The sequence below is a fragment of the Paraburkholderia sp. LEh10 genome (assembly GCF_017814945.1).
Taxonomy (GTDB): Bacteria; Pseudomonadota; Gammaproteobacteria; order Burkholderiales; family Burkholderiaceae; genus Paraburkholderia.
This window is the reverse complement of record NZ_JAGIPX010000010.1, coordinates 22,833-47,525: the sequence shown is the minus strand read 5'-3', so window position 1 is coordinate 47,525 and position 24,693 is coordinate 22,833. Positions and strand designations below refer to the sequence as shown.

Genomic DNA, 24,693 nt, shown 5'->3' with positions numbered 1-24,693 from the left:
CCGCAGCCCATACGTAACCTGCTCAACCTGTTCGTCGCGGCATGTCAGATGTCGGTCCCCGTGGCTTCGCTAGTAAGCAGCAACCGCAGACATCGGCCGAAGCAGCGTGGCCCGTTTCGAATATCGAGCTTGCATGAAATAGTGAAACCGCGGGCGCAAGACAATCGTGTAATACACCATCTCGCAGTAAAGCGACCACAGTACCGATTCCAGATAGTTTTGCCCCGTCGGCAAAGACTGAACGACGCCCAGGCACAATGACCAGCGGCAAACCGATACGGATGAATCGCGATGCGAAATAGTGGATAGCCGGAAATGACAAAGAACACGATAACGGCGGCAGGCCCCGCGAGTGAGTAGCGCAGTCGCCCGGACCATGAAAAAGGAAAGCTGATGCGGCAAAAAGCCTTGAATCCCGGCGGCTTGATGTGCTCAGAAAGCCGCAAGGAATCGAATGGCATCTATCTTTAACGTCTTGCCTCGCATTTCAGAAGCCGGAAGATTCAAAGGTAATCGCCATTTTTTGCCCCTTTTTTACGGCTGCGACGATTCTTGGCGCCGCAGCTCATAACAAAAATGGAAAAAATTGGCGAATAAATTCGACAGGCGAGCCTTGATTAATTCCCGTCAGGCTTCAGCTTCATCAAGAATCTGGCGAATTGCCTGCTCGAATGCCTCGACGGGTTGCCCGCCCGTCAACAGATAGCGCTGATTGAAAATGATCGACGGCACCGATTGGATGCCCATCTGCTGATACTCCTGCTCTTGCGCGCGGACGTCGTCGGCATAGTCGGTGCTTTCCAGCACGCCGCGCGCCTTCGCGGGATCGAGCCCGATGGATTGCGCGGCTTCGACGAGCACGTCATGGTTGCTCGGGTCCTTGCCGTCGGAATGATAGGCCTTCAGCAGCGCCAGCTTCAGCGGCAACTGCTTGCCTTCGATTGCCGCCCAATGCAGCAGACGATGTGCATCGAACGTGTTGTAGACGCGCGTGCGCGGTCCAAACGCAAAACCGACGCTCGCGCCGCGCTCGCGGATCATCGCCTGCGTTTCCTCGATTTGCGCGGGCGTGCGGCCGTATTTCCTGCCGACATAATCGACGATGGCCTCCCCTTGCGGCCCCATCTGCGGATTCAGCTCGAACGGATGGATGACGATCTCGGCATCGACGGCATCGCCGAGACGCGACAGCGCAAGCTGAAGAGAGGACAGGCCGATCGCGCACCACGGGCATGCGATGTCGGAGACAAAATCGATTCTGAGCGGTTGTGTCATGGGCTTGCTGATCAAAAGAACGGGTTCGCGGAGCGTTATATCCGCGGGGTTTAAGCGAAAACTGCTGCACTGCATCCACTGCATTGCAGCAACGCTGCGGCGGCAAATCGTCGTGGCCCGGGTGGCGGCCAGCGCCATTTTCACCAATAATGGCCGAACAATTGTCGCAAAGAAGAGGGACGGCCATGGATTATCCCCCCGAAGCCATCCGTACCATTGCATTGGTCGGCCATGCCGGTTGCGGCAAGACCTCGCTGATCGAGGCGCTGCTGCACGAAGGCGGCGCGATCCACTCGGCAGGCTCCGTGGACAAAGGCTCGACGGTCTGCGATTTCGATCCGCTCGAGCGCAAATACCACCACACGCTGACCTCCGCACTCGCCCACCTGCATTACGAAAACACCCGCGTCTATCTCGCCGACACGCCCGGCTACCCCGACTTCTCCGGTCTTTCTATCAGCGCGCTGCCCGCCGTCGAGACAGCCGCGATCGTCATCAACGCGCGCACCGGCATCGAAATGACGACGCGCCGCATGATGGCGTGGGCGGAGGCGCGCAAGCTGTGCCGGATCATCGTCGTGAACGGCATCGACGGCGACAAGGTCAATCTGCCCGAACTGCTCGAAGAAATTCAGGAGACGTTCGGCAAGACGTGTCTGCCCATCAATCTGCCCGCGCAAGGCGCGCATGCCGTGGTCGACTGCTTTTTCAACCCGTCCGGTGAATCGGATCTGCTGACAGTCGAATCCGCGCACAACGCACTCGTCGATCAGGTGATCGAACTCGATGCGAAGCTGATGGAGCTGTACCTCGAACAGGGCGAAGCAATCCAGCCCGAGCAGTTGCACGAACCGTTCGAGCGCGCGCTGCGCGAGGGGCATCTCGTGCCCGTCTGCTTCACATCGGCGACGACGGGAGCGGGCATCCGCGAACTGCTCGATGTGTTCGTGCGGCTGCTGCCGAATCCCCTCGAAGGCAATCCGCCCCTCTTCTATCGCGATGTCGACGGCAGGCGGGAGACGGTGCAGGCCGAGCCCGACCCCGACCAGCATGTGCTCGCGCACGTGTTCAAGATCGTGATCGATCCGTACATCGGCAAGATGGCCGTGTTCCGCATTCATCAAGGCACGGTGCGGCGCGACGGCCAGCTTTATATCGGCGACGCGCGCCAGCCCTTCCGGGTCGCGCATCTGATGCTGCTGCAAGGCAAAGACCACGTCGATGTTCCGCAGGCGGGCCCCGGCGATATCTGCGCGACCGCCAAGGTGGACGAGATCGGCTTCGACGCGGTGCTTCACGACGCGCCCGAGGACGGCAACATCCATCTCGCGCCGCTCGCGTTTCCCACGCCGATCTATGGCCTCGCCATCGAGCCCGAGCGGCGCGGCAACGAGCAGCGTCTGTGGGAAATCCTGCAAAAGCTGGCTGCCGAAGATCCTTGCCTGAAGATCGAGCATCCCGTCGGCACCAACGAGACCGTCGTGCGCGGGCTCGGCGAACTGCACCTGCGGCACATGCTGGAGCGGCTCACCGATCAGTACAAGCTCGCCGTCGTCACGCGTCCGCCAAAGATCGCGTATCGCGAGACGATCGGCGGCAAGGCCGAGGGCCATCACCGGCACAAGAAGCAAACGGGCGGCGCGGGACAGTTCGGCGAGGTGATGCTGCGCGTCGAGCCTTTGCCGCGCGGCGCGGGGTACGAGTTCGTCGATGCCGTGAAAGGCGGCGCGATCCCGGGCCAGTTCATGCCCGCCGTCGAGAAAGGAATCTTGCAGGTGATCGAAAGCGGGCCGCTCGCGGGCTTTCCGATGCAGGACGTGCGCATCACGGTGTTCGACGGCAAGAGCCATCCCGTCGATTCGAAGGAAGTCGCGTTCGTGACGGCGGGCCGCAAAGCGTTCATCGACGCGATCCTCAAGGCACAGCCGATCCTGCTCGAGCCGATCGTGAACATCGAGGTCATGACCCCGGAAGCGACGATGGGAGACATCATCGGCGATCTGTCGTCACGGCGCGCGCAGGTTCAGGGCACGCGCAATCTGGCGGGGCGTGCCGTCGTGGTGGCGGGGAAAGTGCCGTTGTCGGAGCTATCGGACTATCAGTCGCGGCTGAACGCGATCGCGGGCGGGCACGGCAACTACAGCATCGAGCTGAGCCATTACGACCCCGTGCCGCCGAACCAGCAGGAGCGGATCACTTCGCAATACAAGAAGCAGAGCGATACGGCGTAGCGCAGCGCACGCTAGCGCGGCTTGCTGCGCGCGCCCTTTTTCGCGCTCGCCGCGCGCGGCGCTTCTTTCACGGGTGGCAGCGCGCCGCCTGTGATCTGCTCCATCCACGACAACGCATCGACGTACGACAGAAACTGCTGCAGATAGCCGGGCGACAACTCGCGCATCAGCGACAGCGACCGGTGCACGAGGCTGCTCGAATTGAGCGGGCCGGCATTGCCGGGCACCTGCTCCAGCGACTGGCGCAACTGCTTTTCCGTGCTCACCCTGGACCAGGTTTGCCGGAAGTAGTCGAGCGCCTTCAACTCGGGGCGTGGCGATGCAACACCCATTGTGCCGGCCGCCGGCTCGCGCTCGCCGTGCGCCGCCGTGTGGCTCGCAAGATACTGGACGAGTCCCGCCAGCGGTCCGCGAACGGGCGCCACGCCATCCGCGCCGCCCGTCATCGCAGCATTGCTTTCGAGATCGGCGGCATAGGCTTCGAGCAGCGTCGACAGGCGCTCGTCGAGGATGCGTCGCGCTTGCCCGGTGTGGCCCGCCGCGCGGCGCGCAAGCGCGTCGATGAAGTGAAAGCGCACGGGATCGAAGCGATCGGCGCCTTGCGCGCGCCAGGCGTCGAGCATCGCCCGCGCGTGCGATTCACCGTTACTCATGCTGAGCGCCGTTGGCAGTCGACGGTTTCGGGACGGCCGCGATTTCGACGCGCCGGTTTTTGGCCCGGCCTTCATTGTCGGCATTCGAGCTGACAGGCTGCTCCGAGCCGAACGCCGCCGCGAACACCGACGAAGCGGGAATGCCCGCATCGATGAACGCGCGCGTCACCGTCAGCGCGCGCTGCGCCGACAGCTCCCAGTTATCCGCGAAGCGCCGGTTGCCCGCGCGCACCTGCTGATCGTCGGCGAAGCCGCTGACCATCAGGATTTCTTCGTGCGACTTCAGGTACGCGGACAGCGGCCCGGCGAGGCTCCTCAGCAGTTCGCGCCCCTGCGGCTGCAACTGATCGGAGTTGATTGCAAACAGCACGTTGCCGCTGATGCCGATGCGCCCGTTGACCAGCGTCACCCGGCCCGCCGCGAGCGGCCCCGCGAGCGCCTGTTCGAGCGTCTTGCGCCGCTGCGCTTCGATCTGCCGCTGCTTGACAGCATCGTCGAGCCGCGACGAGAGTTCGAGTTGCACGCCGATCACGCCGACCAGAATCAGCACGAACGCGCCGAGGAGCACCGACATCAGGTCGCTGAAAGCCGCCCAGATGGGCATCGTCGGCTCGACGCCGCCGTCGATTTCGTCGCTCATGCCGCGTCCGCTCCCGCCGACGCACGCTGGCCCGCAATCTGCTGCAGGTCTTCGACGATCTGCTTCTGCGACAGCATGCTCAAATCGATGACTTCCCTCGCCTGCGCGACGTAGTACGCAAGCTGCTCGTCGCTGCGCATCAGCGACTTGTCGAGCGCGGCTTCGATGCGCTGCAGGTGCGCCATCAGCTTGTCGTTCGATTCGCCGAACAGTTGCACGGCCACGCCGAACGCTTCGCCGAGGCTCGCCACCTCGACGGCGCTGCCCGTGACCTGCGCGGCGACGTCATTGAGCTTGCGGGTTTCGGCTTCGACCTTGTCGGTGAACTGCGTGCTCACGCGCGCGAGCAGATCGGCGGAGGTCGCGACCAGCGCATCGACGGCCGTGCGCTGCTCCGTCGACGCGTGGTTCACGGCATCGAGCAGGGTTTCCAGCGTCGCGAGCAGGCGGCTGCGCTCCTCTAGCATCGCGGTGTCGCGGACCATGCTGTCGGAAAGCTTCTGGCGCAGTTCGGCGACGACTTCCGCCGCGGCGCGCGGCGCCTGCGACGCGGCCTCCACCAGCCGTGAAATCTCGGCGATCGTGCCGCTCGCATGCGCCTGCGTCTGCGCGGAGAGCTCGCGTGCCGTCTGTTCGAGCGTGTCGCAGATCTGCTGTTGACGGCTTGCGCTACGCGCGCCCGCTTCTTCCCATTCCTTGCTCAGCGTCGCGGCGATGGATCCCAGCGACGCGTTCCACGCGTCGAGACGCTGCGCATCGCGCGACGCCAGTTCAGCGTGCAGCTCGGCATGTGCGTCGTCCACGGCGCGCAGCAGCGCCGTCGCGTGCTGCCCGAAGGTCGCCGCCGCCGTCGCGAGGGCTTGCTGGTTGTGGTCCGCGATCTTCTCGCTGGCGCGCTCCTGCCGGGACAGCGCATCGTTCCATGCTTCAGCGGCATGCGCCGCCGTCGCGTCGAGCCGCGCCGAGACGCCTTCGAGCAGACTCGCCGAGCGTTGCTCGAAGGTCTCGCTGAAGCGCTCGAGCGACGCGCGCCAATCTTCCGCCATCGACTCGCTCGACCGTCGATGCCCTTCCAGCGCGCTGCGCCACACGTCCGCGACGTTTGCCGTCGTCGCCGCAAAGCCCGTCGACAGCCCGTCCAGTTGCCGCTGAACGGCCTGCTCGACGGTTTCGCGCAGCGACGCCATCTCGCGCGCGTGGCCGGCCATCGTCGCCTCGACGGCGGGCTGCAACGCGGCGCCCGCGGCACGGGCGCTCTCGGCCGCGCTGTCCTTCAGCGCCTGCGCGACGGACGAAGCAAGACGCGCATAAGCCGAGTCCGTCCTCGCGTGAAACGCATGCTGGTTCGCGATCAGCCGCTCGTTCAGCACGAGGCTTTGCTGCTCGATGGCCGTCATCATCGTCTGCAGGCGATCGACCAGCACGGGCATCGTTTCGGCCTGCCGCTGCATCAGCCTGAAGGTTTCCTCGCGCTGCTGGCTCTGCGAAAAGATGCGCAAGGTCGTCGAGATCTTCGCGTCGAGCCGTTGCGCGGCCTGTGTCCGCTCGCGCCGGCACAACGCCGACAGCAGTCCTAGCATCGCCGACGTGGCCACGCCGGCAATCGACGTGCCGAATGCAAAGCCGAGCCCCTTCACAGGCGCGGCAAGCGACGCGCGGATCGCCTGCAGGTCCGTCGCGCTTTCCAGCGCGGCGCCCGTGCCGCGCAGGGTCGCGACCATGCCCAGCAGCGTGCCTAGCATGCCGAGCAGCACCAGCAGCCCGACCAGATAGGGTGTGAGCGCCGGGCGCGGCAAGGCCACCCGCTCGCCCTCTATCCGCATGCGCACCGGGTTGCGCAGCGTGGGGTGCAACTGTTCGAGCCAGGCGGCGAGGCGAGGCGGCGGCGCGTTCAGTTCCCCGACGGCACGCGCCAATGTGGAAGTGGCCTGCTGGTAGCGCTGCAGTTCGTACGCGCCCGCCGCATAGCAGGCGGCAACCAGCATCGTGACGGCGAGCGCCATGGGGTTCGTCACGACATAGCCGGCGCCGACCCACGCAACTGCAATCAGACCGACGACAAAAACAGCGACCAATTCAATGCGATATCTGGACATCTTGTCCCAGTTAGCTGCTGCGAAGGGCGGCAAGCAGCCCTTCGACCGGTTGAAAACGAATCTCCAGTTCCGCGAGCAACACGCTCTGCATGTCCTTGCGAAACGCGTCGAGCCACGCGCTGGGCCCCGCTGCGGCGGTTTGCGCCGCAGCCGTTTGCCCGTCGTCGGGCGCGTGCTGCCCGGCCGCGCGCAAACGCTCGAAATGCGCGCCGAGGAGTCCGGGCACGGCGCCCAGCAGGTTGCGCTCACGCGCGCCCAGCGCCCGCTCCATGATCGCGTCCACCACGGCGAGCCGCGTCATGCCGGGCGCGCGCGCGGCCAGCATCGCGCGCAGGCGGCCGCGCAGATTGCCGATGCGGGTTTCCATCGTCTGCTGCAGCGCGAGATAACGCTGGCGGAAATCCGCGTAATCGACGTCCGGGCCCTGCGGCGCGTCCTGAGCGGGCGCAGGCGCCTTGCCGCGCCGCCGCGCCGTGGCAAACGCGCTGTCGCCGGCAATCGCTTGCGCGAGCGACGCGCGCAAGCGCGCGCACTCGCTCTCGGCGCTGCCCGTCGACGCGCGCGCCGCGCAGGCGCCAGCGGGCGGACTGCCGTTCAGCGCTGACGAGAGCGCAATGGCGTCGGTCCAGCCGAGCCACTGGCTCAACTGGTCCGACAGCGACTGGCTGGAGGCGGGAGCGTCGACGGCCGTCAGCCGGGCAAGCAGGCGAATCAGCGTCGGACCGCTGACAGCCGTGCGCTGAGGGGCTTGAACCATACCACCGGAGACTCAAAAAGGCAGCAGTTTACACGCTGTCGGGGCCGAGGCTGCCTTGCGTAAGTATCGACAGGCGCCGCGCAACGCTTCGAAAACGGCCGGAGGCCCCGCGGATAAAGGGTGCCGGCGAAAAGAGGGTGTAGGGGAAAAAAGGTGCAGCCGAAAAGAGGGTGTAGACGGCATGACGGCCGCCGTCGCGCTGCGGGCGGCCGTGCGCTGCATCGATGCGGCTAGCTCATCGTCAGCACCACGCGAAAGCGCGCGGCGCCGCTCATCATGCGGTCGTACGCTTCGGCGGCGCGTTCGAGCGGATAGGTTTCGATCATCGGCTTGACGCCGGCGAGCGCGCTGAACGCAAGCGTGTCCTCCGAATCGGCCGACGTGCCCGAAGGCCAGCCCACCACCGCATTGCGGCCCATGATGAACTGGACGGCGGGCACCTCGATGGGCTTGTCCGCGACGCCGAGGATAATCAGCTTGCCGTCGAGCGCGAGGCCGCCGAGCGTGGCCGTCATCGCGTCGCCGTTCGTCACGGTCGCCAGAATGATCTTCGCGCCGCCCAGCGCCCGCAGCGCGTCGGCGACATTCTGCGTGCGGCTGTCAATGTAATGATGCGCGCCAAGCTGCTTCGCGAGCGGCGCCTTGTCCTCGCCGCGCGCGATCGCGACCGTGCGGAAGCCCATCCGCTGCGCGAACTGCACGCCGAGGTGCCCCAGTCCGCCGATGCCGAGAATCGCGACGAGATCGCCCGCGCGCGCGCCGCTGTTGCGCAATGCGTTGAACGTGGTGATGCCCGCGCAAAGCAGCGGTGCGGCATCGACATCGTTGAGTTCTGCGGGCATGCGCGCGAGGGCTTCGACGGGTGCGACGAGATACTCGGCATAGCCGCCGTCGTAGCTGATGCCCGGCACCTGCCCCTTCTCGCAGACGACGAAGTGGCCGCGCCGGCAGTTCGCGCAATGCCCGCAGTGGCCGCCATGCCAGCCCACGCCGACGCGCTCGCCCGCCTTCCATCCGTCGACGCCCGCGCCCAGCGTGTCGATCACGCCCGCCACTTCATGCCCCGGCACGCGCGGATACTGCAGGCCCGGCCACAAGCCTTCCTTCGTCAGCGAGTCGCTGTGACAGATGCCGCACGCCTGCACCTTGATCAACACCTGGCCGGCGCCGGGCGCGGGCACGTCACGCTCCACGATCTCCAGCGCCCCATTTGGACTGCCGACCTGTACCGCTCTCATCTTTCGCATCGGGATTGCTCCAGTCGAAGAACAGTGCTTCCAGCGCGGCCCGGAGTCGCATCGGCCATGCGGCCAGACACGTCGCCATGCGGCGAACGCAACCCGCTGGTCCGACTGTGGATGTTAGGGGCTGAGTCGAGCTGCCGCAAATGAAGGGTCGCGCGGCGGCCGACGCCGGGCGGTGCACGCGTCGGGCTGACCCCGGCATCACGTGGAATGACGGGTGAGCTGCAGCGGCACTGCGACGGACCGTGCGGCTGCAGTGCGCGCGGCGGACCGTATTGCTTCGATTCCGTGCGCAACCCGGTTCGCGTGGACGACCCGTCCGCTCATGCGGCGCCGTGCCTGCCGTCGCGCCGTTGCCGCGCGAGCATGTATTTCAGCCACTCGCGGCCGTTGACGACCAGCATCCCCGCCAGCACGAGCGCGGCGCCCGCGATAAAGGTCGGATCGAGCCGCTCATGCAGCAGCAACGCGCCCATCGCAACGCCGAACAGCGGCGACATGAACGACAGCACGCCGAGCCGCGACGCGAGATAGATCCTCAGCAGCCAGAACCACGCGACGTAGGTGCCGAAGCAGACGACGATCGCCTGGAAGCCGAGGCTCGCCCACGCGAGCGGCGTACCGTGAAAATGGGACTGGCCCGAGATCACCGCGAACGGCAGCGGCACCACGAAGGCCCATGCCAGCTGATAGAACAGCGTCTGCGTGGCGGGTGCGTCGCTCAGGCGTGTGGCGCGAACGGCCACTGTCGTCAGGCCCCAGGCGGCGCCCGCGCAGATGCCCAGCAGATCGCCGAGCATCCAGTCGGACGCGGAAGGATCGGCGCGTCCTGTCGCGCCCGGCCCGACAAACGTAATGACGATGCCCACGAAGGCGATTGCAATGCCCGTCCACTGCGCGCGCGTCATCCGCTCGGCAGGCAGCACCATTTGCAGGCCGACGGCCGCGAACATCGGCGCTGTGTACACGAAAACGGCCATATGCGAGGCCGTCGTAAAGCGCAGGCCCTCGGCGACGAACAGAAACTCGGCGGCGAACAGCACGCCAACCAGCGATCCCGGCCCGCGCGCGACACCCGCCAGCCAACGGTCGCGCACGATCAGCCGACCGAACACCCACACCAGCACCGCGGCGACGCCGGAGCGCAGCGCCACCTGAAGCAGCGGCGCGACATCCGCCGCGACCGCCTTCATCGCGGCTTGTTGCAGCCCCCAGATCAGACACAGGATCACCATGCTTGAGACGGCCAGGCCGTCCAGTGTTTTTCTCATCGACATTCGCCAGCAGGTCTGACGCGAAAGCGCACTCGCGGGATAGAGGGGAGTCTTTCGCGCAGCTAGAAACAGCGCGGCCAGTCCGGACGAATCGATCGTTCGGCCGCGGCATTGAACAGTTCTCGCGTACAAGGCTCACGATTTTCGACGATTTGGACTTCGTTGTCGAATGCTGCCCGGCGGACGTAAAGCCGGACACAGACGCCGGAAAGCAACGACGCGAACGGATGACACAGCGAAGCCGTGGCATCGATCATCGCCCCGCACGCCGCGACGGGCGGCCTGCGGGCATGCGGCCGGTTCGCCGCATCGAGCTTTCCCTCGCGCGCGCTTCGGTCTAGGCTAGATGCAGTGCAAAAGGCGAGACTGCCCGGCGACCGTCTGCGAAGCGGGGTTCGTGCGCAGTCCACGTGTCTTCATCGCCGTTCTGCCGCAACGGAGCGAGGTCCGCCATGCAATTGTCCGCCGTCACCGTCGTCAAGCCCGAAGCGACCAACTTCATTCTTGGGCAAACCCATTTCATCAAATCCGTCGAGGATATTCACGAGGCGTTGGTCGGCGCGGTGCCCGGCATCAAGTTCGGCATCGCGTTTTGCGAGGCGTCGGGCAAGCGCCTCGTGCGCTGCTCGGGCAACGACGAAAGCCTCGTCGAGATGGCGAGCGAGAATGCGCAGAAGGTCGCCGCTGGCCACAGCTTCTTCGTATTTCTCGGCGATGGCTTTTTCCCCGTCAACGTGCTGAATGCGCTCAAGATGGTGCCGGAGGTGTGCCGCATCTTCTGCGCGACGGCAAACCCGGTCGAGGTGCTGGTCGCGCAAACGGATCAGGGACGCGGCATCGTCGGCGTGATCGACGGATTCACGCCGCTCGGCGTCGAAGGCGCAGAAGACGTGCAATGGCGCAAGGACCTGTTGCGCACGATCGGCTACAAGCTCTAGCTTCGGCGCTTCTGCGCTTCGGCACTTCTGCGCTCGATCGCCGATCAGTCGCGCAACCCGGAACGTATCGCCCCGACGATCCATGGAACAACCACGCCTCGCACCCGGTACACTGTGGCCCGCCATCCTGCGGCAAACGGAGCACGCGCTGCGCTGCGGCGCGCTGCAACGCATCGACACCGTGCAGGTGGAGATCGAAAGCGGCGGCATTCCCTTCGTGGTGCGGCAAGTGTCGAGCCTCACCCGCAAGGAGCAGCAACGTCTGCAGGCGCGCAAGCTTCAACCGCAGGCGCGAGCCACGGCCAATCCGTTTCTGCCGTACGAGCCGGACCTGTTCGTCGCCGATATCTCCGATACGCATCTGGCCTTGCTCAACAAGTTCAACGTCATCGACTATCACCTGCTGATCGTCACGCGGCGATTCGAGCGGCAAGAGGCGCTGCTCGATCTCGCGGACTTCGCGTCGCTGCTCGCCTGCATGGCCGAATTCGACGGCATCGGTTTTTATAACGCCGGCGCGGAGGCGGGCGCGAGTCAGCCGCACAAGCATCTGCAAATCGTGCCGCTGCCGCTTGCCGACGCCGGGCCGTCTGTGCCCATCGAAGCGCTGCTGTCGACGGCTGTGGCGCATGGCGATGGTCCAGTGGGACGCATACGGGGACTGCCTTTTCGTCACGCCTTCATGCGTGTCGCGCTCGACCCTCCGGCGTCGGCCGGCGCGGCGAAGTCGGCGCTCGACAGCTATCATGCGCTGCTCGAAGCAACAGGCGTCGGCGCCATCGAAATCGACGGTGAACGCTGCCAGTCGATGCCCTACAACCTGCTCGTCACGCGTCAATGGATGCTGCTCGTGCCGCGTTCGGCCGAGCGCGTGGAAGGCGTGTCGGTGAACGCACTGGGATTCGCCGGTTCGCTGTTCGTGCGCGACGCGGCGCAGATGGACCTGATCGAGCGGCTCGGCCCGATCAGCGTATTGCAACGCGTTGCGTTGCGCTGAACACGAGATGATGGTCGATGGCCCGCGACACGGAGGCGAGCATGTTCAAGATCGCGAATGAACGGGTTGCTGCATCGCCAAAGCGGTTGCTCGAAAGCTGCGTCGTTTCGCTCTTCGTGGTGACGCTCATCGGCATCGCATCGACGAACGACGCGCATGCGCAGTCTGCTTCGTTCGACAGCTTCGCCGTCCCGACGGGCAGCGCGCCGCACGATGTCGCGCCGTCACCCGACGGAACCGTGTGGTACAGCGCGCAGGCGCAGGGCGAAGCGGGCCGGCTCGAGCCGCGCAGCGGCAAGATCGACAGGATTGCGCTCGGCGCCGGGTCGGCGCCGCATGGCGTGATCGTTGGCCCCGACATGGCGGCATGGATCACGGATGGCGGCCAGAACGCGATTGTCCGCGTCGATGCGAAGACGCTCGCCGTCACGCGCTTTCCGTTGCCGAAAGAACGGCCGAACGCGAACCTCAACACGGCCGTGTTCGACAAGCAAGGGCACCTGTGGTTTACGGGGCAAAACGGCATCTACGGCGAACTCGACCCGCAACGCGGCACGATGCGCGTGTTCGATGCGCCGCGCGGACGCGGTCCCTATGGCATCTGCGTGACGCCGAACGGCGGCCTGTATTTCGCTTCGCTGGCGGGCAACTATCTGGGACACATCGATCCCCGCACGGGCGCGGCGCAGGTTCTCGAACCGCCGACGCCGGATCAGGGCGCGCGCCGCGCCTGGTCCGATTCGCAAGGGCGCGTGTGGATCAGCGAGTGGAATGCGGGAAAGGTCGGCATGTACGATCCCGCGAAACAGCAATGGCGCGAATGGCGTCTGCCCGGCGACGATCCGCACGCGTACGCTGTCTTCGTCGATGATCGCGACATCGTATGGCTCAGCGAATGGAGCGCGAATGCCCTCGTGCGTTTCGATCCGCGCGCCGAGCGATTCGCCGTGTTGCCGCTGCCGCGTGCTCACGCGAACGTGCGGCAGATGATGGGACGGCCGGGCGAAGTGTGGCTATCGGAGTCCGGCACCGATCATCTGGCGCGCCGTTCTTCGCATGCGCCGGCCGATTGATTGCCTGCAACTGACTGCGAAATCGCTCATGTCCGAACCTTCGCGCCAGCGTTGACACGAATTGCAGCATTGGCTGCCTTCGCGCTCAGCCGGACAGTGCCACGTCATCTGCCAAATTTTCCGGCCACTCATAAAATAGCTGTCGCCGCTGCTTCAGGCGGCAATCGTTCGCCACCGCATTCACGAGAGAATTCCTCCAATATGAGATCGCTCTTTCTCATCGCCCTTTTCTGTACGGCATTCGCGTTCTGCCGTTCTGCGTCGGCGCAAAGCGTCGACAGCTCCGATCCGCAGACGCTCGTCAAGACTGTCACGCAGCAGGTGCTCAACGAAGTCCGCACGCGGGCGATCGAACCGTCGGATATCCCGCGCATCATGGACATCGTGAACCGGGACATTCTTCCGTACATCGACTTCGAGCATACGACGCAACTCGCGCTCGGCCGCTACTGGAGAACGGCAACGCCCGCGCAGCAGCAACAGCTCGTGCAGCAGTTCAGGACGCTGCTGATCCATCTTTATTCAGGCGCGCTCGCGCAGCTGCGCCCGGATCAGCAGATCGAATATCCGCCGATGCGCTTCTCGCCCACGGACACCGACACGGTGGTGCGCACGATCGCGCTGACCAACGCGCAGCCCATCGAGATCGACTACCGTCTGCGCAAGACGCCGCAAGGATGGCGCGTGTATGACCTCAATGTGGTCGGCGCATGGCTCGTGCAGACCTATCGACAGCAGTTCGGCGAGACGATCCAGCAAAGCGGCATCGATGGCTTGCTGCGCTTTCTGACTCAACGCAACGAGCAGCTTGCGTCGGGCAAGCAGTAACGGACCCGTCACCAGCGCGCGACGCACCTTCAGGCCGGCACGGCACAGCACCCGGGCTCAACCGTTCCCCGCGGACGAATCCGCTGTGCCGAACAGCTTCACGAGACCGTCCACACCCGTCAGTTCCCAATCCGGCCGCTGGCCCATTTCCTCGAATACCTTGCCCGCCCGATTGATCCAGGCCGTCGGGAAACCGAAGTAGCGCGCGCCTGTTGCATCCCATGCATTCGACGACACGAACAGGATCGCTCTCCGGTCGACGCCGAACGCCTCTTCCGCGAGTTCGTACGCACGATTGTCCGGCTTGTAGACGCGCACGGGATCGACGCTCAGCAGATGATCGAAGCTGCTTCGCAGGCCCGCATGGCCCACCACGGCGCCTATCGAATGCGGCGAACCATTCGACAGTATCGCGAGCTTGAGTCCACGATCACGCAGCTCGCGCAGCGCGTCGGGCACCTCCGCGAACGGCTGCAGACGCAGATACGCGTCGGATAGCGATCGGCATGCGCGCTCATCGAGTTCGAGGCCGAGATGGCGGCATGTGAAGCGCAACGCTTCTTCCGTCACATGCTCGAAGGGGATGTAGCGGTTCATCAGGCTGCGCAGCCACGTGTATTCGAGCTGCTTTTGTCGCCAGACATTGCTGATCTCCTGCCCGCGCCCCGCGAATTGCTCTTCGCACCGGCTCGCGACAGAGTGAACGTCGAACAGCGTCCCATAGAGATCGAACGCGATTGCCTTGATGTGATCCATACAGCCTCCCTCAGAAAAATGTGAACCCCGCTTCAACCACCGGGCTTTAGCGGGACTTCGCTTCCTTGAGCCGCGCGCGGTGCGCAGCCACCTTCGCGCGGTTGCCGCAAATCGCCATGCTGCACCACCGGCGCGCGTGTCCGCGCGTGTGATCGGCGAACAGCAGCGTGCATTTCGGTCCTTCGCATGCCTTCACCTGCGTGAAGTCCTCGTCGCATACGAGTCTCGCGAGCGACTCGGCAATCGGCATCAACAGCGACTCCGTCGATTGCCACCGCCGCTTCGCGCGAAACGAAAACACGCCGCCCTCGTCCGGGCCGCTCGCGACGATCTCGCCGTGCTGTTCGTCGCGCGCGAGCAACTGGTTCAGCGGCTCGAGCTCACGCAAGTCCTTCGCGGCGAGCGCGCGCCCTTTTCTCTTTTGCACGTAGCCCCTGAACCACTCACGCAGGCTGCGCGCCTTCGCCGCGACTTCATCGAGCTCCTCCCGCGTGGCGCGCGCCTGGATTGCTGCGAGCGCATCAGCGGGGACCATGCCCGCCTGTTGGAGCCAGCCGACCAGCCCGTCGCCGTCGCTGATCCAGTCGACAGGCTCATCAACCGGCGTCGCAATCGAATTCAGAAAATCAAGACCTGGCGCATCGGCGAGAAACAGCGCCGGTATCTGGCGGTAGTCCATTTGTTGTGACGAATGTGAATGACGATGAATACATCGTAACCGCTAAAAAACCTCTTGACAAGTTACACGCCCGCTTTGTAACCTTTAACTCATGGTTTTAACGGTTACACAAGCAAAGCGAAAGCAGCGCATGTGAACTAGAACGGAACTCATCACCCAGCGGAGAAACGCCATGTCCACGATTGCCCATCGATACGCCGACGTCGACGGTTTCAATGTTTTTTACCGGGAGGCAGGCCGTCCCGGCGCGCCGAAGCTGCTGATGCTGCACGGCTTTCCGAGTTCGAGCCATATGTTCCGGGACCTGATCCCGCTGCTGTCAGAGCGCTTTCATATCGTCGCGCCGGATTTGCCGGGCTTCGGCCAGTCGGACCTGCCGGGCCGCGACGACTTTGCCTACACGTTCGACAATCTCGCAAACGTGATCGACGGCTTCACTGAGGTGATCGGCTTCGACCGCTATGCCGTGTACGTGTTCGATTACGGTGCGCCTACGGGCTTCCGGCTTGCGCTCAAGCATCCCGAGCGGATCACGGGGATCGTGTCGCAAAACGGCAATGCTTATCTGGAAGGCTTGAGCGACGGATGGAATCCGATAGAGGCGTACTGGCGCGAACCGACGCAGGCCAATCGCGACGCCCTGCGCGCGCTGCTGACCAAAGAGACGACGATCTGGCAATACACGCATGGCGTGCCGGACACGACAGCCGTGTCGCCCGACGGCTACTCGCTCGACGACTACTACATGAACCGCCCGGGCGCGCATGAAATCCAGCTCGACCTGTTCGGCGACTATCAAAGCAATGTCGCGCTTTATCCCGCATTCCAGCAGTACTTCAGAACCCATCAGCCGCCGTTCCTTGCTGTCTGGGGCAAGAACGACCCGTTCTTCCTGCCGGCGGGCGCGCAAGCGTTCAGGCGCGATCTTCCCAATGCGGACGTGCGGTTCTTCGACACCGGCCACTTCGCGCTCGAAACCCATGCGGCCGAAATCGCCGCAGCCATTGCCGACTTTCTGATTCGCTGACTCGCGGCCATGTGGACCGCCCGATAACACCGCATCGTTCCGATGCCCCGATCTACGTTAGGAGAACGCTCATGCGTGCAATCGTGCTCGAAAAATTCGGCGGTCTGGATAGCCTCGTCTATACGGAACTGCCGGAGCCTGAACCGCTGGAAGGCCACGTCGTCATCGAAATCAAGGCATTCGGCATCAACCACGCCGAAATGCATATGCGTCGCGGCGAGTGGGCGGAAGCAGCGAAGGTGAGCGGCATCGAATGCGTCGGCATCGTCAAGTCGTGCCCCGGCGGCGAGTTTCCCGTCGGCGCGAAAGTCGCGGCGCTGATGGGCGGCCTCGGCCGGACCATCAACGGCAGCTATGCGCAGTACACGCGAGCACCCGCTTCGAATGTCGCGTTGATCGAATCCGATCTGCCGTGGGCCGAGCTTGCCGCGATTCCCGAAACCTACGCGACCGCCTGGACGTGCCTGTTCCGCAACCTCGAACTCACGGCGGGACAAACGCTGGTGATTCGCGGCGCGACGTCGTCGTTCGGACAGGCGGCCGTCAATCTTGCCGTGAACGCGGGCGCGAACGTGATCGCCACGACGCGCAGCCCGGCCCGCTTTGACATGCTGAAGGAACTCGGCGCGGCGCGCGTCGAGCTGGAAGGCCCCGATCTGTCAAAGCGCATCGCAGAGGCCAGGAACATCGACGCGGTGCTGGACCTCGTCGGCAACAGCACGATCCTCGACTCGCTCGCGATGCTGCGTCGCGGCGGGCGCGCCTGCCTCGCGGGCTGGCTCGGCGGCCTCGCGCCCATCGCGGACTTCAATCCGCTGCTGCAGATGGCAAGCGGCGTGTATCTGACGTTTTTCGGCAGCTTCGTATTCGGCACACCGGGCTTTCCGGTCTCCGACGTCCCGCTTCAGCAGATCGCCGCGGATGTCGCAGCGGGACGCCTGAAGGCCAAGCCGTCGCGCGTCTTCACGTTCGATCAGATTCACGAGGCGCACCGCGTGATGGAAGCGAACGAAGCGGGCGGCAAGATGGTCGTCGTCCACTGACGGCAAACGAAGAGGCGACGGCGAAATTCCCGCAGCAGGCGGGCATCGCGCGATACGGCACGCCCGATGAGATCGCCGGACTGGTGGCGTTCATCGTGCCGCCGGGCGCGCGCTGGATGACGGGCACGACGCTGCGGATGGACGGCGGCGAAGTCAAGTCGATCTGATGCGAAGGCGGGATGCGCGGCGGGCATCCGGCCAGGGTGAGATGCCGCGCATCAGCTTTGACCGAACGCGCGGGCGAGCATCGATAGTCCCATCGCGACGACGGCCACACCGTTCGCCTGCGCGACGCGCCCGCCAGCCGGCGCGAGGCGCTCAGCCGTGATGGCGGCCGTGAGCAACGCCATCGCGCGCAGATCCATCGCGCCGTGGATCAGAAGAACCGTCGTCAATCCGGCACAGCAACAGCCGCAATGGACACCCAGCCGCAGACCATGCAGCAACGCCGCGTGGACCGTCGTCGCCTGCGTCGGTCCGTGCGCGTCGGCTGTGCGGCAACACGCAAGAAAACGGGCCTTCGATGGGCTGAACTGCAGCGCGCCGGCGGCGAGCACGGCCAACCCGGCTGCAACGGGAACAGCGCGGGCGAGCACGGGCAGATGCAGCGCGAGTGCGATCAACGCGCCGCCGAACGCGAAGACGGCCACACCCGCAACGCTCCACACGAACAAGTACGCGACGCTCACGAGCGCGGTCAGCGAGGCGGCGCGGCTCACACCCGACCGGCCGACGGCTTCGTGGTAGCGCCACAGCATCGGCGCGAGCGACGGCAGCATCATCGCGGCCATCATGACCACCCACATGCCGACGAACGAAAGCGCGGCGCGCGGCCACTTTTGTCCGCACATCGGCGCCCATGTCATCGACAGCGTCCAGCCGCCTGGCATCGGCATCTCGCCCATCGCCTGCATCGACGCACACCAGACGATCGTCAATGCCGCGCAGACAGCGAAGACGAGCGCCATCACGCCGAAAAAGGCCCGCTGCGAAACGCGCGGCGCGACGGCTCGCCGCGAAACGTTCCCGCCCAAGGTTGCGCCTGCTGCGTCCACGATGCACCTCAGCGACGCTTGTACTCGTCGTGGCGGCGCCACCAGATGCCCTTCTCGTTGCGCCCCGCAGGCGCGCGATCGAGCCACTGATACATGCCCCACAGCGCATCGAGGCCGCGCGCATAGGTGGAGTACGTGTGATACACGACGCCGTCCTCGCGCGCGAACGCGCTCATGCCCGGCCGGTCGCGCGAATAGGTCGGCGCATCGGTGCCACAGGCGGCCGCGAACTGGACGACGGGCTCCGGCGGCGGCGTCATGTCCATCGCGTGCCCGCCTCGCTCGAAGTTGTATTCGACGTCGCCCGCGCGTTGCTGCTCCTGCGTGTACGACACGTTGAAGTCGAAGTTGAAATCGCTGCCGCTCGCCGAGGCCCACGCAAACGTCCATCCCATTCGCTGCCTGTACGCCTGCAGCTTCACGAGCGGCGCGCGCGACACGGCCATCAGCATCACATCGTGATTCGCCAGGTGCGCGGCAAAGCCGTTGAAGCCGTCCGCGATCGCCGAGCACGACGGGCAGCCCGCCGTGTAGTCCGGCCCGAACATGAAGTGATAGACGATGAGCTGCGAGCGTCCATTGAACAGGTCCGCCAGCGACGCGCTTCCCGTGTCCGTCTCGAATCTGTACGGCTTGTCGACCTTGACCCAGGGCAGCGCCTGCCGTTGCCGCGCGAGTTCGTCGCTGCGCCGGGTCAGCGCTTTTTCCGCTTCGAGCAGTTCGAGCCGCGCCTTCAGCCATGCTTCACGCGTGCCCGTCTTGTGCGTTGTCATCGTTCGTCCCTCCGTTGGTGGTGAATCGTCGTGTGTTAGATTAGTCCGGGACTTCCAACGGCTGGGAGTGACAAGTGTGGCGGGATTCGGATGGACATGCTCATCGCAGCTGCGGCGCGCGCGCTCGCGGCGGGTGATCCCCTCGGCGCGCTGAACCGCGTCGCGTTGCGCGACGACGCACCCGCGCTCGCGCTGCGCGGCATCGCGATGGCGCAACTCGGCGATCTCACGCGCGCGAGGGCGCTGGTCCGCAGCGCGGCGCGCGCCTTCGGTCCGAGAGAAGCCGTGGCTCGCGCGCGGTGCATCGTCGCCGAAGCGGACATCGCGTTTGCCTCGCGCGATCTCGGTTGGCCCGTCAAGACCCTCGCGGCCGCGCGCGCGACGCTCGAAGCGCACGGCGACCGCTTCAACGCCGCACACGCGCGGCATCTCGAAGTCCGGCGCCTGCTGCTGATCGGGCGTCTCGACGAAGCCGAGAGTCTGCTCGACGGCTTCGATCCCACGCCCTTCCCGCCTGCGTCGAGCGCCGCGCACGAGCTGATCGTCGCGGGAATCGCGATGCGCCGCCTGCACACGAAGACCGCGCGCGCCGCGCTCGCGCGGGCCGAACGCGCGGCGCGCGATGCGGGCATTGCGGGTCTGACAGCGGAAGTCGAGAGCGCATCACGCCTGCTGACCACGCCTGCCGCGCGCCTGATCGCACGAGGCGAAGAACGGCTGCTGCTGCTCGAAGATGTCGAAGCATTGATGGCGTCGAACGCGCTCATCATCGATGCGTGCCGCCATGCCGTGCGCGATGCCGATACCGTCGTCCCGCTCGCCACGCGCGCCGTGCTGTTCAGCCTCGCGCGCTCGCTCGGCGAAGCGTGGCCGGCCGACGTGCCGCGCGATACGCTGATCGCGCATGCATTCCGGACGAAGCACGTGGACGACTCGCATCGCGCGCGTCTGCGCGTCGAAATCGGGCGGCTTCGGACGATGCTCGGAGCGCTCGCCGACGTCAGCGCGACGAAGCGCGGCTTCGCGTTGTCGCCGCGTCGCGCGCCCGAGGTCGTCGTGCTGGCGCGGCCCGTCGACGAAGCGCATGCGCCGCTGCTCGCGTTTCTTGCCGACGGCGAGTCGTGGTCGAGTTCGGCGCTCGCGCTCGCGCTCGGCGCGAGCCAGCGCACCGTGCAGCGCGCGCTCGATTCGCTTGCGTCAGCGGGCAAGGCGCAGTCGTTTGGACAGGGACGCGCGCGCCGCTGGATCACGCCGCCGATGCCCGGATTCGCGACGGCGTTGTTACTCCCCGCCCCGCTGCCCATCGACTAGCATGTAAGGCTCAACTCTTCAGTGACGAGGAAGGAAGCATGAATCGCTCAGCTGCTGAAATCGTGCGTGAATACGGGCCCTTTCCGGGAATCGACAATGTGCATGGCGTCACGTATGACGGCCAGAACGTCTGGTTTGCGGCGGGAGAGACGGTGCAAGCGCTCGATCCGTCGAGCGGCCAGACCTTGCGCTCGATCGACGTTCCCGCCACAGCGGGAACGGCTTTCGACGGGGCGCACCTGTATCAGATCGCCGAAGACGGCATCAGGAAAGTCGATCCGCAGACGGGCCGCGTGCTTGCGACGATCCCCGCGCCCGCTGGCAGCAATTCAGGGCTCGCGTGGGCGGAAGGCTCGCTGTGGGTCGGGCAATACCACGAACGCAAGATCCATCAGGTCGATCCGCAAACGGGAGCGGTGCTTCGCACGATCGAATCCAACCGGTTCGTCACGGGCGTCACGTGGGTCGACGGGGAGCTTTGGCACGGCACATGGCAGGACGAACAGAGCGATCTGCGGCGCGTCGATCCTCAAACGGGCGAAGTGCTGGAGATGCTCGACATGCCCGATGGCATCGGCGTCTCGGGACTCGAATCGGATGGCGGCGACCGGTTCTTCTGCGGTGGCGGCAATAGCGGAAAACTGCGCGCCGTTCGCAAGCCGCGAAGGAATGCTGAAGCGCCTGCCGATACCACGAGCGTTTGAACTGATCGCGGCAAGGCGCCCGTTTGTTCGCAATGCGCGGGCTATGACCTTTTTGTATCGGACCATCCGAAAAGTTTCTCGTCTAGAGCAACCGGCGCGGGTGCGCGGACCGTCAGCATCACCTTGTTGACGTGCCCGTTTTGCGCGCCGAATTCTTCCCACGCATTTTCAAACGCCGCTATCGCACCCGGCCCGGCATTGCGCAACGCCAGATGACCGAGCCAAACGGCCTTCGATGATCCGTCTGGCGCTTGCGGATCCGCTACGACGTCGCGGGCCAACCGGCCGACGGGATCGCCGCGCCCAGTTTGCAGCCGAATCCAGGACAAAAACGAATCGCTCACGTGCATTCTCCTCGAACTGTTACGCGTCGTTTTTAACGTAACGACAAAGCGACGCGCAGAGCACGGGGGCGTGCTCGCGTAGAAAGGCGCACAGTGTATAGACAAATAATTTCGAGAGTCGGGATTCGGTGCATCCTGCGCGTTCTTTCGAACTTTTCCTGCTTTGCCGTGCATCGAGCGATGCATGCCATATTCGACACGGCTTCATCCCGCGCCCCACCGTTCAGGGTTCATTTACGCGTTCACGGATTCAGCTCTGCGGAACCCGGAAGGTTCGCGATATCCTGGCCGTACCCGTTCGATTCACAACCCCAAAGGCAGACTTATGTTCCCGTTGATCCCGGCGATTCTTGTTGCGTTCACGCTGCTTATACTCAAAGCGCGGCCCTCGCGCAGCGTGGCCCTGGTGCGTGCAACCCGTCCCGCGCAACGCCGGCCCTTCAGCCGGCCCTTCAGCCAGCCCCTCAGCCGGCCCTTCACGCAGCGGCCCCGTTCCGGGCGACCCTAGGCTGAGTTCAGGTTTCACAATGCAGCGGACTTACTCATATCGCGGCTTCGACGTGACGATCGTGGTGCAAACGATGCCGTTGGTGATCGCAGCGAGAACACGGATTTCGCGCGCAGCGCCACTGGTGCACGTTTGCATCGACCATCCCGATGCCGAAGCCGGCATAGCGCCGTTCCGCCTGTCCAACGACGAGGGCCGTCCGTTCGCCACCCATGCGGATGCGCTACTCGCGGGCTTTCGGGCGGCCCAGAAGCTCATTGACCGGTTCCTGACCTGACACACGCCCGCCGCCGCGACGGCATCAACCCGACCTGCGATGCTCGACGGCGAACTTGATCAACTCAGCCTGGCCTTCTATTTCGAGCTTGCGCTTCAGGTTGAGGCGATGCGTCTCGACGGTTCTGACGGACAGGCCGTTGCGCTGCGCGATCTGCTTGCTCGACAGACCTTGCGCGAGCTGATCGAGAATGTCGCGCTCGCGCGGCGTGAGGCGTTCGATAGGATCGCGAATCGCCGATGCCTGGATGAGCCGCGCGCCGAGTCCTTCGCTGAAGAACGTCCTGCCGTCGAGCACCGCGCCGATCGCGCGAATGATCTCCGCGCCCGGCGAGTCCTTCAGCACATAACCGCTCGCGCCGGCGCGCACAGCCTGCGTCACGTATTCGACGTTGTCGTGCATCGACAGCATTAGCACGCGGATGCCGGGAAAGCGCTCATGAAACAGCGCGGCGAGCGCGATTCCGTTCATGCCGTTCATGCCGACGTCCATCAGCACGAGGTCCGGCTCATGCGCGGCCGCGAGCGTCAACGCTTCTTGCGCGTTGCCCGCTTCGCCGACCACTGCGAAGCCCGGCACGGCTTCGAGCCGCGCGCGCAAGCCGTCGCGCACGAGGGGATGATCGTCGACGAGGATGAGGCGCGCCGCGCCCGCTGGACTGTTCATGAGTGGTTCGCCTGCAATTCGATGGGACGCGCGACGCTCGCGAAAAGCGGCACGGTCGCCGTGACTATGGTATGGCCCGCGCGCGAGGCAAGCTGCAATTCGCCGTTGAGCGCCTCCAGCCGCTCGCGCATGTTGCGCAAGCCGACACCCGCGCGCGGGTCGGCCTGCACCTTGTCGACATCGAAGCCCTGGCCGTCGTCGCTGATCGACAGCGCGACCTTGCTCGCCGAGATCTCGAGCGCGAGCGCCGCCCGCGATGCGCGTGCATGCCGGAAGATATTGGTCAGCGCTTCCTGCGCGATACGGAACAGCGCCGTCTTCACGGTATCGGGCAACTGCGCGGCGTGATCGTGCGAGACATGCGTGAAGCCGATGGCCAGATGACTCTCGGCGCTCAGCTCGCGCGTCAGTTGCTCGAGCGCTGCCGCAAGACCGAGGTCGTCGAGCATCGAAGGACGCAGCGCATGCGAAATGCGGCGCACTTCGCGCAACGCTTCGCCGAGCCGCCCGATGCCCGTGGACAGCGCGGCCTCCGCCGGCTGCACGCGCCGCTCGCTGAGCTCGAAGCGCGCGAGCGCCGACTCCAGCAACAGCTTGACGGACACGAGCATCTGGCTGATGCCGTCGTGCAGTTCGCGCGACAGCCGCGCCCGTTCGTTCTCCTGCGACTCGACGACCTGCTGCGCGAGCCGCTTGAGCTTCGCATCGGCGCTGCGGTACTCGCTCACGTTCAGCACCAGCGCGCACAACGCGATCACGCCGAGCCCCGCGAGCGCGATTGCGCCGATCCACATCATCGTGTGCTCGATGTCGACGGACGCGCGCTGATCGATGCGCGCCAGCGTCGTGTCGACGTCATCGAGATAGATGCCCGTGCCGAGCATCCAGCCCCAGCGCGGCAGCGGCACGACGTAGCCGAGCTTGGGCGCGAGCTTGCCCGTCGAAGGCCTGTGCCACACATAGCGGACATAGCCGCCGCCGCCGGCTGCCGCGGCGATCAACTGCTGAATGGTCAGCGAGCCCGCGGGATCGCGCAAGGTCCACAGGTCGCGGCCGACGAGATCCGGCTCACGCGGATGCATCAGCGAGCGGCCGTGCATGTCGTAGACGAAGAAGTAGCCGTCCTGTCCGAAGTCCATCTTTTCGAGCATCGCGAGCGCGCGGTTGCGCAGCATCGCGTCGTCGCGCGCGTTGCTCCCCGCTTCGTCGTAGAGCGGCTTGATCGCGCTGGTGGCGAGGTCCACGTAATGGCGCAATTCGATTTCCTTGCTCGCCATATACGCCGACTGGGTCGTGTCGTGCTGCGCGGTGGCGAGCGCCGTGGCCTGATGGCGCACGCCGAATGCAATGCCTGCGATGGCGGCGAGAAACGGCACGATCGCGAGCAGGAAGATCTTGGCCTTGAGTTTCATCTGGGGAAAACCGGTCGGGCTGCCTACGTATTACTACGTAGCGTGCTTACGTAGTTGTGCGCTTGTGGCGCACACGACGAAGTCGAATACTACACGCCCAGAGCATGGCACATCTTCGACCATGCGCGGCGC

The 24,693-nt window shown here is 65.2% G+C and carries 24 protein-coding genes; 10 read left to right on the top strand and 14 right to left on the bottom strand.

The annotated features are described in order from the left end of the window. Positions 1 to 627: 627 nt before the first annotated feature. Positions 628 to 1,275: a DsbA family oxidoreductase gene (locus J8I87_RS10855; RefSeq protein ID WP_209931455.1), complete on the bottom strand. Its 648-nt coding sequence runs from the start codon at positions 1,273 to 1,275 to the stop codon at positions 628 to 630. Between the two features lie 185 nt (positions 1,276 to 1,460). Here J8I87_RS10855 and fusA point away from each other — a divergent pair, with 185 nt between their 5' ends. Continuing rightward, a complete protein-coding gene (gene fusA / locus J8I87_RS10850; protein ID WP_209931454.1) occupies positions 1,461 to 3,506 on the top strand; it encodes an elongation factor G in 2,046 nt (681 codons plus the stop codon). 11 nt (positions 3,507 to 3,517) lie between these two features. Here fusA and J8I87_RS10845 read toward each other — a convergent pair whose 3' ends face one another. The 6 genes from J8I87_RS10845 to J8I87_RS10820 form a co-directional block, all read right to left on the bottom strand. After that, complete coding sequence (locus tag J8I87_RS10845) at positions 3,518 to 4,159, bottom strand: DUF2894 domain-containing protein (protein WP_209931453.1); 642 nt, start codon at positions 4,157 to 4,159, stop codon at positions 3,518 to 3,520. Further along, positions 4,152 to 4,799 (bottom strand): OmpA family protein, encoded by a 648-nt coding sequence (locus tag J8I87_RS10840; RefSeq protein ID WP_209931452.1) that lies wholly within the window; start codon positions 4,797 to 4,799, stop codon positions 4,152 to 4,154. The genes J8I87_RS10845 and J8I87_RS10840 overlap by 8 nt, the downstream gene beginning before the upstream one ends. Then, the gene (locus J8I87_RS10835) at positions 4,796 to 6,895 is read right to left on the bottom strand and encodes a DUF802 domain-containing protein (protein ID WP_209931451.1); all 2,100 of its coding nucleotides are present in this window, start codon (positions 6,893 to 6,895) and stop codon (positions 4,796 to 4,798) included. The genes J8I87_RS10840 and J8I87_RS10835 overlap by 4 nt, the downstream gene beginning before the upstream one ends. A gap of 10 nt (positions 6,896 to 6,905) precedes the next feature. Continuing rightward, the gene (locus J8I87_RS10830) at positions 6,906 to 7,652 is read right to left on the bottom strand and encodes a DUF3348 domain-containing protein (RefSeq protein ID WP_209931450.1); all 747 of its coding nucleotides are present in this window, start codon (positions 7,650 to 7,652) and stop codon (positions 6,906 to 6,908) included. 230 nt (positions 7,653 to 7,882) lie between these two features. Further along, on the bottom strand, positions 7,883 to 8,899 hold the full coding sequence (locus J8I87_RS10825) for an alcohol dehydrogenase (protein WP_209931449.1): 1,017 nt from the start codon (positions 8,897 to 8,899) through the stop codon (positions 7,883 to 7,885). 320 nt (positions 8,900 to 9,219) lie between these two features. Then, a complete protein-coding gene (locus tag J8I87_RS10820) occupies positions 9,220 to 10,167 on the bottom strand; it encodes a DMT family transporter (RefSeq protein WP_209931448.1) in 948 nt (315 codons plus the stop codon). Positions 10,168 to 10,622: 455 nt separating this feature from the next. Between J8I87_RS10820 and J8I87_RS10815 the strand changes: the two genes are divergently transcribed. The 4 genes from J8I87_RS10815 (at position 10,623) to J8I87_RS10800 (ending at position 14,006) form a co-directional block, all read left to right on the top strand. Further along, the gene (locus tag J8I87_RS10815; RefSeq protein WP_209931447.1) at positions 10,623 to 11,108 is read left to right on the top strand and encodes an adenosine-specific kinase; all 486 of its coding nucleotides are present in this window, start codon (positions 10,623 to 10,625) and stop codon (positions 11,106 to 11,108) included. An 82-nt stretch (positions 11,109 to 11,190) separates the two neighbouring features. After that, on the top strand, positions 11,191 to 12,105 hold the full coding sequence (locus J8I87_RS10810; RefSeq protein WP_209931446.1) for a DUF4922 domain-containing protein: 915 nt from the start codon (positions 11,191 to 11,193) through the stop codon (positions 12,103 to 12,105). A gap of 41 nt (positions 12,106 to 12,146) precedes the next feature. Further along, positions 12,147 to 13,178: a lyase gene (locus tag J8I87_RS10805; RefSeq protein WP_209931445.1), complete on the top strand. Its 1,032-nt coding sequence runs from the start codon at positions 12,147 to 12,149 to the stop codon at positions 13,176 to 13,178. A 201-nt stretch (positions 13,179 to 13,379) separates the two neighbouring features. Next, a complete protein-coding gene (locus tag J8I87_RS10800; RefSeq protein ID WP_209931444.1) occupies positions 13,380 to 14,006 on the top strand; it encodes a phospholipid-binding protein MlaC in 627 nt (208 codons plus the stop codon). Positions 14,007 to 14,063: 57 nt separating this feature from the next. Here J8I87_RS10800 and J8I87_RS10795 read toward each other — a convergent pair whose 3' ends face one another. Continuing rightward, entirely contained in the window at positions 14,064 to 14,762 is a 699-nt protein-coding gene (locus J8I87_RS10795) for a haloacid dehalogenase type II (RefSeq protein WP_209931443.1), read from the bottom strand. A 46-nt stretch (positions 14,763 to 14,808) separates the two neighbouring features. Continuing rightward, entirely contained in the window at positions 14,809 to 15,441 is a 633-nt protein-coding gene (locus J8I87_RS10790; protein ID WP_209931442.1) for an ABATE domain-containing protein, read from the bottom strand. Between the two features lie 172 nt (positions 15,442 to 15,613). Between J8I87_RS10790 and J8I87_RS10785 the strand changes: the two genes are divergently transcribed. Continuing rightward, a complete protein-coding gene (locus J8I87_RS10785) occupies positions 15,614 to 16,468 on the top strand; it encodes an alpha/beta fold hydrolase (protein ID WP_209931441.1) in 855 nt (284 codons plus the stop codon). A gap of 71 nt (positions 16,469 to 16,539) precedes the next feature. After that, entirely contained in the window at positions 16,540 to 17,511 is a 972-nt protein-coding gene (locus tag J8I87_RS10780) for a zinc-binding alcohol dehydrogenase family protein (protein ID WP_209931440.1), read from the top strand. A 218-nt stretch (positions 17,512 to 17,729) separates the two neighbouring features. Here J8I87_RS10780 and J8I87_RS10770 read toward each other — a convergent pair whose 3' ends face one another. Further along, positions 17,730 to 18,566: a DUF2182 domain-containing protein gene (locus J8I87_RS10770; protein ID WP_313064383.1), complete on the bottom strand. Its 837-nt coding sequence runs from the start codon at positions 18,564 to 18,566 to the stop codon at positions 17,730 to 17,732. Between the two features lie 8 nt (positions 18,567 to 18,574). Then, on the bottom strand, positions 18,575 to 19,339 hold the full coding sequence (locus J8I87_RS10765) for a DUF899 domain-containing protein (protein WP_209931439.1): 765 nt from the start codon (positions 19,337 to 19,339) through the stop codon (positions 18,575 to 18,577). A gap of 90 nt (positions 19,340 to 19,429) precedes the next feature. Here J8I87_RS10765 and J8I87_RS10760 point away from each other — a divergent pair, with 90 nt between their 5' ends. Then, positions 19,430 to 20,650, top strand: coding sequence for a helix-turn-helix domain-containing protein (locus J8I87_RS10760; protein WP_209931438.1), 1,221 nt, complete (start codon positions 19,430 to 19,432; stop codon positions 20,648 to 20,650). Positions 20,651 to 20,688: 38 nt separating this feature from the next. Beyond that, the gene (locus J8I87_RS10755; protein ID WP_209931437.1) at positions 20,689 to 21,354 is read left to right on the top strand and encodes a glutaminyl-peptide cyclotransferase; all 666 of its coding nucleotides are present in this window, start codon (positions 20,689 to 20,691) and stop codon (positions 21,352 to 21,354) included. A gap of 41 nt (positions 21,355 to 21,395) precedes the next feature. Here the strand turns inward: J8I87_RS10755 and J8I87_RS10750 are convergent, their stop codons facing one another. After that, the gene (locus tag J8I87_RS10750; RefSeq protein ID WP_209931436.1) at positions 21,396 to 21,884 is read right to left on the bottom strand and encodes a YozE family protein; all 489 of its coding nucleotides are present in this window, start codon (positions 21,882 to 21,884) and stop codon (positions 21,396 to 21,398) included. A gap of 374 nt (positions 21,885 to 22,258) precedes the next feature. Here J8I87_RS10750 and J8I87_RS10745 point away from each other — a divergent pair, with 374 nt between their 5' ends. Further along, positions 22,259 to 22,483: a hypothetical protein gene (locus J8I87_RS10745; protein WP_209931435.1), complete on the top strand. Its 225-nt coding sequence runs from the start codon at positions 22,259 to 22,261 to the stop codon at positions 22,481 to 22,483. 24 nt (positions 22,484 to 22,507) lie between these two features. Here J8I87_RS10745 and J8I87_RS10740 read toward each other — a convergent pair whose 3' ends face one another. Together J8I87_RS10740 and J8I87_RS10735 are read right to left on the bottom strand one after the other, a co-directional pair. After that, entirely contained in the window at positions 22,508 to 23,149 is a 642-nt protein-coding gene (locus J8I87_RS10740) for a response regulator (protein WP_209931434.1), read from the bottom strand. Next, the gene (locus J8I87_RS10735; protein WP_209931433.1) at positions 23,146 to 24,561 is read right to left on the bottom strand and encodes a cache domain-containing protein; all 1,416 of its coding nucleotides are present in this window, start codon (positions 24,559 to 24,561) and stop codon (positions 23,146 to 23,148) included. Before J8I87_RS10735 ends, J8I87_RS10740 begins: the two co-directional genes overlap by 4 nt. Between the last annotated feature and the right edge of the window lie 132 nt (positions 24,562 to 24,693).

Coding starts and splice junctions, on each gene's coding strand:
- J8I87_RS10855 (WP_209931455.1), bottom strand. CDS start 1,275: ATGACACAACCGCTCAGAATCGATTTTGTCTCCGACATCGCATGCCCG.
- fusA (WP_209931454.1), top strand. CDS start 1,461: ATGGATTATCCCCCCGAAGCCATCCGTACCATTGCATTGGTCGGCCAT.
- J8I87_RS10845 (WP_209931453.1), bottom strand. CDS start 4,159: ATGAGTAACGGTGAATCGCACGCGCGGGCGATGCTCGACGCCTGGCGC.
- J8I87_RS10840 (WP_209931452.1), bottom strand. CDS start 4,799: ATGAGCGACGAAATCGACGGCGGCGTCGAGCCGACGATGCCCATCTGG.
- J8I87_RS10835 (WP_209931451.1), bottom strand. CDS start 6,895: ATGTCCAGATATCGCATTGAATTGGTCGCTGTTTTTGTCGTCGGTCTG.
- J8I87_RS10830 (WP_209931450.1), bottom strand. CDS start 7,652: ATGGTTCAAGCCCCTCAGCGCACGGCTGTCAGCGGTCCGACGCTGATT.
- J8I87_RS10825 (WP_209931449.1), bottom strand. CDS start 8,899: ATGCGAAAGATGAGAGCGGTACAGGTCGGCAGTCCAAATGGGGCGCTG.
- J8I87_RS10820 (WP_209931448.1), bottom strand. CDS start 10,167: ATGAGAAAAACACTGGACGGCCTGGCCGTCTCAAGCATGGTGATCCTG.
- J8I87_RS10815 (WP_209931447.1), top strand. CDS start 10,623: ATGCAATTGTCCGCCGTCACCGTCGTCAAGCCCGAAGCGACCAACTTC.
- J8I87_RS10810 (WP_209931446.1), top strand. CDS start 11,191: ATGGAACAACCACGCCTCGCACCCGGTACACTGTGGCCCGCCATCCTG.
- J8I87_RS10805 (WP_209931445.1), top strand. CDS start 12,147: ATGTTCAAGATCGCGAATGAACGGGTTGCTGCATCGCCAAAGCGGTTG.
- J8I87_RS10800 (WP_209931444.1), top strand. CDS start 13,380: ATGAGATCGCTCTTTCTCATCGCCCTTTTCTGTACGGCATTCGCGTTC.
- J8I87_RS10795 (WP_209931443.1), bottom strand. CDS start 14,762: ATGGATCACATCAAGGCAATCGCGTTCGATCTCTATGGGACGCTGTTC.
- J8I87_RS10790 (WP_209931442.1), bottom strand. CDS start 15,441: ATGGACTACCGCCAGATACCGGCGCTGTTTCTCGCCGATGCGCCAGGT.
- J8I87_RS10785 (WP_209931441.1), top strand. CDS start 15,614: ATGTCCACGATTGCCCATCGATACGCCGACGTCGACGGTTTCAATGTT.
- J8I87_RS10780 (WP_209931440.1), top strand. CDS start 16,540: ATGCGTGCAATCGTGCTCGAAAAATTCGGCGGTCTGGATAGCCTCGTC.
- J8I87_RS10765 (WP_209931439.1), bottom strand. CDS start 19,339: ATGACAACGCACAAGACGGGCACGCGTGAAGCATGGCTGAAGGCGCGG.
- J8I87_RS10760 (WP_209931438.1), top strand. CDS start 19,430: ATGGACATGCTCATCGCAGCTGCGGCGCGCGCGCTCGCGGCGGGTGAT.
- J8I87_RS10755 (WP_209931437.1), top strand. CDS start 20,689: ATGAATCGCTCAGCTGCTGAAATCGTGCGTGAATACGGGCCCTTTCCG.
- J8I87_RS10750 (WP_209931436.1), bottom strand. CDS start 21,884: ATGCATCGCTCGATGCACGGCAAAGCAGGAAAAGTTCGAAAGAACGCG.
- J8I87_RS10740 (WP_209931434.1), bottom strand. CDS start 23,149: ATGAACAGTCCAGCGGGCGCGGCGCGCCTCATCCTCGTCGACGATCAT.
- J8I87_RS10735 (WP_209931433.1), bottom strand. CDS start 24,561: ATGAAACTCAAGGCCAAGATCTTCCTGCTCGCGATCGTGCCGTTTCTC.